The organism is Flagellimonas algicida (assembly GCF_049629585.1).
Lineage (GTDB): Bacteria > Bacteroidota > Bacteroidia > Flavobacteriales > Flavobacteriaceae > Flagellimonas.
On record NZ_JBMYIX010000003.1, the window covers coordinates 265,899 to 277,126 of the forward strand.

Genomic DNA, 11,228 nt, shown 5'->3' on the forward strand with positions numbered 1-11,228 from the left:
TATTTGATAGGGACTTGTGGATAGAGATTTTTCATACGCTGGGCAAAAATATGTTCAGGACCTTCCTTACCATGTTGGGGGTTATCTTTGCCATGGTCATTTTGGTGCTGCTGTTGGGGTCTGCCAATGGAATGAGCAATGGATTCAACAAGATATTTGCGGGAACGGCTTCCAATAGCCTTTTTGTTTGGGGACAATCCACATCGGAACCCTATAAAGGGTTTGAAAGGGGCAGAAGGATTCGGTACAAGATTGAAGACGCCGAGATCTTGAAAAAACAGATTCCAGAAATCGAGGTGTTGGCCCCACGTATAGAATTGGGCAGCCATAGAAGTGTGGTCAGCGTGTATAGAAACGGACAGACCAGTGGTTCGGCAGTTTATGGGGATTACCCCGAGATTGACGAGATTACCAAAAAGAAATTAGTGGAGGGCAGGTTCCTGAACCAAACTGATATTGAACACTCCAAGAAGGTTTGTGTCATTGGAGAGGAAACCTACAAGCTTTTATTTGATAAAGGGGAGAATGCCATTGGGCAGGATATCCGCATCAATGGGGTGTACTTTGCGGTGGTCGGAATCTATAAACCCAACAACAATATCAATATTGATGGGGAGAATGCCGTGTTTATTCCTTTTACCACCTTTCAAAAAGCTTTCAACTCTGGAGATCGCATGGGGTGGATGGCCATAGCCGTGGAATCCAAAACCCCGGTTCCTTTTGTGGAAAAGCAGATCAAGGATATTCTCAAACATAAGTACGATATCCATCCGGATGATGATCGGGCCATCGGTAGTTTCGATATGTCCGAGATATTCAACAACATCACCAGTTTTACCATGGTACTGCAAGGATTTTCCTTTTTTGTGGGGATTTTTACCCTGTTGGCAGGTGTCATTGCTATTAGTAATATCCTGTTGATTACCGTAAAGGAGCGTACCAAGGAGATTGGAGTACGAAGGGCCTTGGGGGCCACGCCTAAAATTGTGAAACGTCAGATTGTGGTTGAGGCCATTGTGTTGACGGCCTTCGCCGGACTGGTAGGGTTTGCTATTTCCGTGGGGATATTGGCCATCATGAATTCCATGTGGGGCAGTGGGGACGATTTTCCCTTTGCCAATCCCATGATCAGTATACCGCAGTTTGTCATATCGTTTGTCTTAATGGTTGGTCTGAGTGTACTCATTGGACTGTTGCCGGCAAACAGGGCAGTTAAGGTAAGGCCTATCGAAGCATTAAGGGAAGAATAATCAATACAAATAATAACGAATCAAATTAGTCATAATGAACAAATATGTAAAGTACGGATTGATTGGGGTTTTGGTCGTAGGTATTTTGGCCGCTACCGTATACTTTCTCAAACAAAACAGTACACCGGCAGAGCTCTACAAAACCGAGACCGTGGAGCGAAAGGACATTGTAAACAAGGTGATTGTTACCGGAAAGGTCATTCCAGAGGATGAAATCAACATAAAACCCCAAATATCTGGGATTATAGATAAGATTATTTTGGAAGAAGGGGTCAAGGTCAATGCAGGAGACCTTATCGCGGTGATCAAGGTGGTCCCCAACGAGCAATCCTTGAACCAAGCGGCAGGGAGGGTCCGTAACGCCGAGCTGTCATTGAACAATGCCAAGATCGAGTATGATCGAAATAAAGTGTTGTTTGATAAAGGAGTGATCTCCAGCCAGGATTTCAACAACCTAAAGTTGACCTTTGACCAAGCCACACAGGAATTGCAAAATGCCCGTGCCGATTACCAGATCATTAAAAAAGGATCGTCTGGAGGCTCTGCCAGTGCCAATACCAACATCAGGGCCACGGTATCCGGAACCATTCTGGAGATACCCGTTAAGGAAGGTGATCAAGTGATCCAGAGTAACAATTTCAACGACGGTACTACCATTGCCACAATCGCAGATATGTCCAAAATGATCTTTGAAGGCGAAGTGGACGAGGCCGAAGTTGGAAAATTACATGTGGGAATGCCCTTGGATATTAGTTTGGGTGCCCTTGAAACGGAAAAGTTCTCGGCAAATCTGAAGTTCATCGCCCCAAAGGGAGTAGAGGAAGAAGGTGCCGTCCAATTTAAGATTGAAGGGGATTTGGCACTGACCGATAGCACCACTTATGTAAGGGCAGGATATAGTGCCAATGCCTCCATTGTCTTGGAGGAGAAAAAGGATGTATTGGCCATCAAGGAAGCCTTGCTACAGTTTGACAAGGAAACCGAAAAGCCTTATGTGGAAATTGAAGTAGGTGAGAACGAGTTTGAACGTAAGGATTTGGAACTGGGTGTTAGTGACGGCATCGATGTGGAAGTGGTTTCAGGACTTGATGAAAAAGCCAAGGTCAAGATCTGGAACAAGCTCGAAAAGAAAAGTGATGCAGAATAAAAAAGCCACTGTTTCCAAGAACAAAATCAAAAAACGAATGAGAAATATCATAACAGCCGTGGTGCTCCTTTTCGCCATATCCCTCTCCCAAGCACAGGTTCGTAAATGGACCTTGTTGGAGTGTGTGCAATATGCCATGGAGCACAATCTGACCGTTGAACAATTTGAATTGGATCTTGAGAACGCCAAAATAGACAAGTCGGATGCCTTGGGAAATATGCTCCCTGATTTAAACGGATCTACATCCGTATCCAGTAATACGGGATTTTCCATTAATCCTACCAACAACTTGCCTACCAATAGCACGGCGTTCAATGTGAATGCCGGTATAAGCTCCAATATTACCCTATTTGATGGATTGCGCAATATGCGGCAGCTCAATAGGGCCAAGCTCAATGCCATTGCCAATCAATACAGGTTGGACAACCTTAAGGATGACATTCGATTGAATGTGGCCAATGCCTATTTACAGGTACTGTCCAACAAAGAGCAATTGAAGACCTTTAAGGCGCAATATGCGGTGACCGAGCAGGATTTAAAACGTACCAAGGAACTCGTGGAATCCGGAGTGGTGCCCAAAGGTGATCTTTTGGAGATAGAGGCCACAGCAGCAAGCCAGGAACAGCAGATTGTGAACGGGGAGAGTATGGTGCTCATCTCTAGGGTGAATTTAGCGCAATTGCTTCAAATTACCGATTATGAAAATTTTGATATCGCCGAGGAAGAGTTCGAAGTGCCTCCTTCCGATATCCTTAGCAATTCTCCCAAGGTGATTTTTGACAAGGCCGTAAGCTTTAGAAGTGATATAAAATTCTCGGAATCTTCCGTGGATTTGGCGGAGGAAGACCTAAAAATAGCCAAGGGAGCCTACTATCCCAGCTTAACCGCATTTTTTCAGTATGGATCAAGGTATTCGGATGTGACCCAAATTCCCGATGGAAATGGAGGGGTGTATACCCCAAATTTCACCGATCAGTTGTGGATATTCGATGGTATCTCCTACGGAGCGCAGTTGAGCGTGCCCATCTTTAACGGGTGGAGGACCAAAAATAGCGTAAAACGCTCCGAAATCAGTTTGCAAAAGGCCAAGTTGCAATTGGAGCAGGACAAGTTGGATTTGGAGACCACCGTGCAACAAGCCTATGTGGATGTGGGCACTTTTGAGAAAGCCTATGAGGCAGCCCTGAAAACCTTGGAAGCACGTAGATTGGCCCATGAATATGCCAAAGAACGTTTTAATGTAGGGCTAATGAATGCCTTTGATTTTAGTCAGGCACAGGCCAGGGTGGACAATGCAGAAGCTGAAGTGATCCGTACCAAATACGATTATATCTTTAGATTGAAAATTTTGGAGTTCTACTTTGGTTTGCCCATTTCCTTAAACTAGTATCTTTGTGGCCGCTATGGCCAGAATACTCAATTTAGAAACCGCGACCACCAATTGCTCTGTGAGCATCTCCGATGGAGATACTGTTGTTTTCCTTAAGGAAAACAATGCCATGGAATACTCCCATTCAGAACAATTGCACATTTTTATCAAGGAAGCCTTGCAAGGGGCTTCTTTGTCTTTTTCAGACTTGGATGCCGTATCGGTAAGCAAGGGACCGGGTTCGTATACGGGACTCCGTATTGGAGTGTCCGCGGCAAAGGGACTTTGTTTTTCATTGGACCTTCCGCTGATTTCCATTCCTACCTTGGAAAGTATGGCGCATCAGGTCACCCTAAAGGATGATGGACTGATCATACCGGTTTTGGATGCCCGTAGGATGGAGGTATATTCGGCGGTATTTGATGCAGACCATCAAGAAATCCGTGAAACCAAGGCCGAAATCATCACCGAAGACTCATTTGGGGAATACATGGCCCATAAAGAAGTCCATATTGTGGGCAGCGGTGCCCAAAAATGCAAGGCCCTTCTCCAACATCCCAACTTTAGGTTTGATGTTTCGATAACACCTTCCGCAAACGAAATGGCACAATTGGCCCATAAAAAATATGAAGCGGGACACTTTGAGGATGTCGCCTATTTTGAACCCTACTATCTAAAGGATTTTGTCCTACAGGGCAAAAAGAAAGCTTAATCGGCTTGGTGCACCACACGCTGTGGGAAAGGAATCTCAATCCCAGCGGCATCAAAGCGAAGCTTGGCCTCTTCGATTACATAAAAATGCGCTGGCCAGAACACATCGGTATTGGCCCAAAAACGCAAGGTTAGGTTTACGGAACTGTCACCCAAGGCCCCTACGTAAACTTCGGGGGCAGGTTCGGTAAGGATATTGGGGTTGTCCGCGCAGATTTTCAAAAGGATGTCTTTGGCTTCCTTGATATTGGACCCATACCCAATTCCCACATCAAACTTGTCCCTTCGGGTATTTTCCATATTGTAGTTTACAATATTCCCGTTGGACAGTTGTCCGTTGGGGATTATGGCAACCTGATTGCCAAATGTGCTGAGTTTGGTGTTGAAAATGCTTATTTCCTTCACGGTTCCATCCACGCCTTGCGCGGAGATCCAATCCCCGACCTTGAAGGGTTTAAAGATCAATAGAAGTACCCCGCCGGCAAAATTGGCCAAAGACCCTTGTAGGGCCAAACCTATGGCAAGACCTGCGGCACCGATCATGGCCACCAAGGAAGACGTTTTTACGCCGAGTTGGGTAACCACCAAGACAAATAGCAATACTTTTAGGGCGATGCTTATAAAGCTTTGCAAAAAGGATTCCAAGGTCTCATCGTAATCCTTCCTTTGGAAAAATCTACGTACCATCTTATTGATGAAACGTATGATCCATAATCCCACAAAAAATATAACGATGGCCAAGATAAGATTGGGCAACATGCTCAAGGTCCATTCCCAAGCTTGATCTATGTAGTCTTGATAATTTTTGAATTCTTCCATATGCTTTTTTTGGTTTGGGGCAAACTAAATAATAATCCGTGAAATCGAAAAGAATGAGATGTAAACAAATGTTAATCCTATTGGAAGGACTGTATTTGCTGCATGACCCCTTCCGAAGTGGTGACCGGGAGCTTGCAAGTACCCTCGATACATACATAAGCCAAGGTTTCTCCATCCACATGCCTGTTTTTGAGGAGCTCCAGGTTTCCATCTTGTCCGGAGCCCACCAAAATACTGTTGGGTAGATAGTGTGTGCCGATTTCCTTGCCCAATGCTTTGTAATTATCGCCAACCAAGGCAATCTCATAGAAATTCTGATTCTCATAGAGAATCACATGCAGCCAGTTGGCAAAACCTTGGGCACTTCGGTCAAAATCCTTTTGTACATTTTTCACCATCTGGCGGGCTATGTCGCCATAATCTTCCTCTGTATAAAGTTTATGGAACTTGAGAAGGTTCTTGGCCATGATGGAATTGGAGGCGGAAATGACATTGTCGTTGGTTTCAATGCTTCTACGAATCAAGGAATGGTCTTCATCCGAGGTGAAAAAGAACATTCCGGACGCTTCATCCCTAAAATGCTGCTTGGTGTAGTCCAGTAGTTTTTTGGAATGGTTTAGCCAAGTATCATCAAAGGTTACTTCGTACAATGCCAAATAAGCTTCAATAACTGTGGCGTAGTCTTCCAAAAAAGCATTGATATTGCTTTTCCCGGCTTTATGGTTTCGGAACAGGGAGTGGTCCTTTTTGATCATTTCCTTTTCCAGAAAGCGGGCATTTTTCAAGGCTAGTTCCAAATAGGCTTCATTACCTAAATATCGATAGGCGTCCACCAAACCTTTTAGCATCAATCCGTTCCATGAAGTCAATATTTTGTCGTCCAATCTGGGTTTGGAACGCTTTGTCCTTTCTTCTTTTAGGATTTGAAGGGCATGGGTCATTTTATCCTTTAGTTCTGTAACGGAAATTGCATGGTTTTCGGCAATCTCCTCGTTCCCCTTATCCCGAATCAGGACATAATTTCCTTCTTTCCAAAGGCCATAAGGGTTGATGTTGTAATATTCCTTAAAAATAGGGAAATCATCACCCAGCAATTGGGTCAGCTGTCCTTCGGTCCAAACATAATAAGCGCCTTCCTCCAGTTCTCCATGCTCATCCAAACTATCGGCATCCAAGGAAGAATAGAAGCCTCCATTTTCATCCAAAAGTTCCTCTTGGACAAATCCAATGGTCTCTTCCACGACCTGTTTATAGAGCTCATTTTTGGTCACGGCATAGGCTTTTGCATATAGGCTTACCAATTGACCGTTGTCATATAACATCTTCTCAAAATGGGGCACGTGCCATTTGGTGTCCACGGCATATCTGGAAAATCCCCCTCCCACGTGGTCATAGACCCCACCGTAGGCCATTCGGGTAAGGGTGGTGTTCACCTGTTCCATGAGCTCCGGTTTGTTCCTTGTGGTAGCATAGTGCAATAAAAAGTCCCAGTTGTTGGGCATCATGAATTTGGGTGCCCTTTGATATCCTCCCAAGCCAGTGTCGAAATGTTGTGACCATTGGTTTACGGCGGTGTCCAACTGGTCCAGCGAATATAGGTCGGATTCTGTATCGGTTTCCACCAAATTAATGGCATGGATACCTCCGGCGAGGTCCGTGGCATATTGGGTGACTCTTGCCTTATCATTTTTGTAGAGTTGAATTAGTTGCTCCAAGGATTTTATCCAATTGTCCTTGGGGAGATAAGTGGCGCCCCAGAACGGTTTTCCATCGGGTAGGGCAACAATGTTCAAGGGCCAACCCCCATTTCCTGATATCATTTGAATGGCATCCATGTAGATTTGGTCCACATCGGGCCGTTCTTCGCGGTCAATTTTAATATTGATGAAGTTATCGTTCATCATTTGGGCCACTTCCTCATCTTCAAAGCACTCTTTTTCCATAACGTGGCACCAATGGCATGCCGCATACCCTATGCTGATGAGCAAAGGTTTGTCCTCTTTTTGGGCACGTTCCAATACCTCTGGACTCCAAGCTTCCCAGTTTACCGGATTGTGGGCATGTTGCAACAGATAGGGACTGGTTTCATGAATTAGGGCATTGGTGTATTTATGCGACACTTTGTTGGGTTTTTGATTGCAACTGAGGATTAGGGTGGCCAAGGCCAATATGAGGAGAACTTTCTTTGGCATACGATGTTTTTTAAACAAAAAAAGCGCCCATAAGGGCGCGATTATGTGTTGTGCCCTTGGGTCATTTAACTTCGAACGTGATTTTTACATTGACTCTATAGTCGTCAATTTTTCCATCCTTCACAGTGGCACTTTGTTCATTGATGTAGATGGAACGGATATTCTTTACCGATTTTGAGGCTTGCTCCAACGCATTTTTGGCCGCGTCTTCCCATCCCTTATCAGAATTAGCCAATACTTCGATTACTTTTAAAACTGCCATGGTTATTGTTTTTGAATTTCATTCAATGTAGCAAATTTTAGGCAGAATCCAGAAGAAACGAATCTTAAAATCAGCCATTGAGGGCCACTACCTCATGGATTTTGTCACCCATCATGTTCTTGAGCATGGTCTCAATACCATTCTTTAGGGTAAAGGTAGATGAGGGACAACCACTACAGGCGCCCTGTAAGATCACATTCACGGTTTTGCTTTCCGCTTCGTAGGATTGGAACAGAATATTTCCCCCGTCACTGGCCACGGCAGGTTTTACATATTCTTCCAAAATATCAATGATCTGTTGCGAGGTGTCATCATACTGGGTCTGGGTTGAGGCCTGCTCGGTGGATTCCTTGCTCTTTTGGAGGGCTTCCGCGGAAACCACTTCCTTTCCATCAGCTAAAAAATCCCGGATAAATTCACGCAACTGCATGGTGAGTTCTTCCCATTCGGCCATGTCGTATTTTGAGATGGAAACATAGTTTTCATCAAAAAAGACCTCTTTAACGAAAGGAAAATGGAAAAGTTCCTGTGCCAATGGCGAGTCCTTGGCCTCATCAATGTTCTTGAACTCGTAAACCGCTGGAACAATACGCTTATTGGCCACAAATTTCATCACGGCTGGGTTGGGGGTCACCTCGGCGTATACGGTAACGGGTTCTTTTTTCTGTGCAATATCTTCATGGACCACAGGTTCCCCTGCGTTGAGGTATTCCACCAATTGCTGGGCCACCTCGTCCTTAACATCGTCCCATTCCACAATGTCAAACCGTTCCAGCGCGATAAAGTTTCCAGAGATGTAAACGGTCTTGATGAAGGGTAGATAGAAGAGTTGCTGGGCCAAGGGGGAGTTCTTGGCCTCGTCAATGTTTTTATATTCATAATTGCCCTTGGCCAAAAAATGATTGGCTTCCAATTTTATGATCTTTGGATTGTTTGTGGCAACAACGGTAATGTTATATTCTTTCATGGCGAATCTTTGTGCAAAAATACCAATAGTTGGAATGCGTAGCAAAATATTATAATAATGTACCCGGCAAATCGTTATCTAAATGTTTAATTGCAGTTACAACACAACCACTATAGCCCCAACCGTCACATGAGACGCTACATAACCTCAACGATATTAACCCTGTTTTTTGGGCTATTTGCCAAGGCGCAGGAAGGAATTCCGGTTTATTTCGATTATTTGTCGGACAATTACTATTTGGTATATCCATCCATGGCTGGAATTGCCGAAGGGACCAAAGTACGTCTGACGGCCAGAAAGCAATGGTTCAGTGTGGACGAAGCACCCAATTTACAGACATTGAGCATCAACTCCAGGGTAGGGGAGCGAAGTGGTATTGGAGGGATTCTTTTCAATGATTCCAATGGATATCATTCCCAAACCGGATTTAAGGCCACGTATGCCCACCACTTGCAATTGGCGGGTGACTTCAGGACCCTGAACCAATTATCTTTTGGACTGAGTGCCGGGGTGATACTGAGTAGTTTGGACGAAACGGAATTCAGGTCGGTATTCCCTGACCCCGTAATCACTGGGGTGAAAAATACGACCAGTTACTTTAATGTGGATTTAGGGGCGTCTTACAATTTTCTTGAATTTTACGCCCATGCCGCTATCTTGAACGTTTTGGGAAGCGGTCGGGATCTATACAGTGCTGCCGAATTTGACAATTTGAGGAGGTATTTGTTCTCCGTGGGATATGTTTTTGGTAGAACGACCCGAATTGAGCCTTCCATTTTGTTTCAAATGACCGATTTTACCAAAGAAAAAACTGTGGACCTCAATGCCAAAGTGTATAGGGATGTGAGTTTTGGAACCGTTTGGGGTGGTTTATCGTACAGAAGAAGTTTTGATGGTGCACAGTATCAGTCCAATGGCGGTTTTGCAGAGCAACGACTGCAGTTGTTCACGCCCATTATTGGGGTCAATGTGAACAATTTTATGTTTTCCTATAATTATTCCTACCAATCTGGGGACATCCGTTTTGATAATGGGGGCTTTCACCAGATTACCTTGGGATACGATTTTGGACAGAGCGACCAGGGCAAGCGATATGATTGTTATTGTCCCGCGGCCAATAATTAATAAGTCTTTATGTCAGTTCGAGCACAGTCGAGAACTTTTTAAAGGCATCTCGACTGCGCTCGATGTGACAATTGCTCAAGAATTTAATTAATCCCACTTGTAGTTTTTCTTTGCCGCTTGGGTCTTGATAGCGGACAAAAGCGCATTTTCCAGTTCGCCGGTTTCTTCTTTTTGGTTTTGGGCAATATAGGCCTCGCGCTTGGCATTGAGTTCCTGTATCTGTTTTTGGATCGCTTCGCGTTCTTCCTTTTTTTCTTTGATGTAGGTGTTGATCTCACTCTCCGATTTTTCTTGAAGCTCTTCGGGGAGATCCTCGGCATCCAGTTCCGAAAGTACTACTTCATCCTCTTCCACGGCATCGACCAAATCCCAATTGGAGTTTTTGTAGAGCCTTGAACTCTTGCTTACGGACCGTTTTACGGCAACCGCGGCCTCCATTTCGGCAGCATTACTGTCCTGCATGGATTGCATGGCCTTTTTTTGTCTTCCCAAGGCGCCATATGAGATGTAGGTCTTGTTCAATTTGGAGTTGAGTTTGATGATGATGTCGTCATAAGGAGTGTCTATGTGCACGATTTGTTTGTTGTGGTCAATGGCCATGTACTCTCCGCCTGTCAGTGTGGCCCCACTCTTCCACATGGTGGAGATACCTTGTTCGTAATTGCCACAGAAAATGGTGTTTACAATGACATCGTTCTCCTTGGCATTGGTGGCCGCATCCCTGTAATTTAATTTTCCTTGGGTGAAAGGTTCGTTTCCGGCAATAAAGATCATTTTTAGGTCATCGGCATTTTTGCCCCAATCCAATTGTCTCAATGAGGTTTGAATGACCTGCCCGCAAAATTCCTCACCGCCATTGGTGGTCAACGAAAACAGTTTTTCCGAGATTTCATCCAAGTCGGAACTGAAGCCCAAAACCTGTCTGATGTATCCTTCGCGTGCCGATAAATTATCATTTCCATATTCATACAAGGAAATTTTCAATAGGGGTCGGGAGTCGTTCCCGCACTTGGCATGGGTAAATTCGTTCACAATGTCCCACAATTGTGCCTTGGCTTGGTTGATAAGACCATCCATGCTATTGCTGGTATCCAAGAGCAGGGCAATCTTTACATATTGTTTGCTTGGTTTTTCAGTGACCGACTTGGTGGTCAAGGCGGTGCTCGTAGGTTCCTTCGCCTTCAGGTCGCATCCGTATGACGTTGCTGTTATGAGTAGGCTAAATGTTATTCCCAATAGATTTTTCAAATGTTTCATGATGCAATGTTTTAAATGATGGGCTAAAAGTACCCGCAACATTTTTCAGGAAAAATCGCAAATGAGGGAAATGGTGTTTGTAATGAGTGAAGGGAGGGGATGGATTGGTAAAACGGCAAAATAGTGCCA

General features: G+C 44.5%; 10 protein-coding genes. 5 read left to right on the plus strand and 5 right to left on the minus strand.

Annotated features, from left to right (window positions below; translation table 11 throughout):
* Positions 1-50 precede the first annotated feature (50 nt).
* The 4 genes from ACPD8L_RS15020 to tsaB are packed head-to-tail and all read left to right on the plus strand — an operon-like array spanning position 51 to position 4,478.
* Positions 51-1,250 (plus strand): ABC transporter permease, encoded by a 1,200-nt coding sequence (locus ACPD8L_RS15020; RefSeq protein ID WP_293303097.1) that lies wholly within the window; start codon positions 51-53, stop codon positions 1,248-1,250.
* 34 nt (positions 1,251-1,284) lie between these two features.
* On the plus strand, positions 1,285-2,397 hold the full coding sequence (locus ACPD8L_RS15025) for an efflux RND transporter periplasmic adaptor subunit (RefSeq protein ID WP_293303095.1): 1,113 nt from the start codon (positions 1,285-1,287) through the stop codon (positions 2,395-2,397).
* A 37-nt stretch (positions 2,398-2,434) separates the two neighbouring features.
* Positions 2,435-3,784 (plus strand): TolC family protein, encoded by a 1,350-nt coding sequence (locus ACPD8L_RS15030; protein WP_116217664.1) that lies wholly within the window; start codon positions 2,435-2,437, stop codon positions 3,782-3,784.
* Between the two features lie 16 nt (positions 3,785-3,800).
* On the plus strand, positions 3,801-4,478 hold the full coding sequence (tsaB, locus tag ACPD8L_RS15035) for a tRNA (adenosine(37)-N6)-threonylcarbamoyltransferase complex dimerization subunit type 1 TsaB (RefSeq protein WP_423944244.1): 678 nt from the start codon (positions 3,801-3,803) through the stop codon (positions 4,476-4,478).
* Here the strand turns inward: tsaB and ACPD8L_RS15040 are convergent.
* From ACPD8L_RS15040 to ACPD8L_RS15055, 4 genes are all read right to left on the minus strand, one after another.
* On the minus strand, positions 4,475-5,296 hold the full coding sequence (locus tag ACPD8L_RS15040; RefSeq protein ID WP_116217247.1) for a mechanosensitive ion channel family protein: 822 nt from the start codon (positions 5,294-5,296) through the stop codon (positions 4,475-4,477). The genes tsaB and ACPD8L_RS15040 overlap by 4 nt on opposite strands.
* Positions 5,297-5,373: 77 nt before the next feature.
* The gene (locus ACPD8L_RS15045) at positions 5,374-7,488 is read right to left on the minus strand and encodes a thioredoxin domain-containing protein (protein WP_423944248.1); all 2,115 of its coding nucleotides are present in this window, start codon (positions 7,486-7,488) and stop codon (positions 5,374-5,376) included.
* A 61-nt stretch (positions 7,489-7,549) separates the two neighbouring features.
* On the minus strand, positions 7,550-7,750 hold the full coding sequence (locus tag ACPD8L_RS15050) for a dodecin family protein (RefSeq protein WP_116217249.1): 201 nt from the start codon (positions 7,748-7,750) through the stop codon (positions 7,550-7,552).
* A 70-nt stretch (positions 7,751-7,820) separates the two neighbouring features.
* Complete coding sequence (locus ACPD8L_RS15055; protein ID WP_423944251.1) at positions 7,821-8,717, minus strand: NifU family protein; 897 nt, start codon at positions 8,715-8,717, stop codon at positions 7,821-7,823.
* 129 nt (positions 8,718-8,846) lie between these two features.
* Here ACPD8L_RS15055 and ACPD8L_RS15060 point away from each other — a divergent pair, with 129 nt between their 5' ends.
* Complete coding sequence (locus ACPD8L_RS15060) at positions 8,847-9,842, plus strand: PorP/SprF family type IX secretion system membrane protein (RefSeq protein ID WP_116217251.1); 996 nt, start codon at positions 8,847-8,849, stop codon at positions 9,840-9,842.
* A gap of 87 nt (positions 9,843-9,929) precedes the next feature.
* Here the strand turns inward: ACPD8L_RS15060 and ACPD8L_RS15065 are convergent, their stop codons facing one another.
* Entirely contained in the window at positions 9,930-11,099 is a 1,170-nt protein-coding gene (locus ACPD8L_RS15065; RefSeq protein WP_421810856.1) for a VWA domain-containing protein, read from the minus strand.
* Between the last annotated feature and the right edge of the window lie 129 nt (positions 11,100-11,228).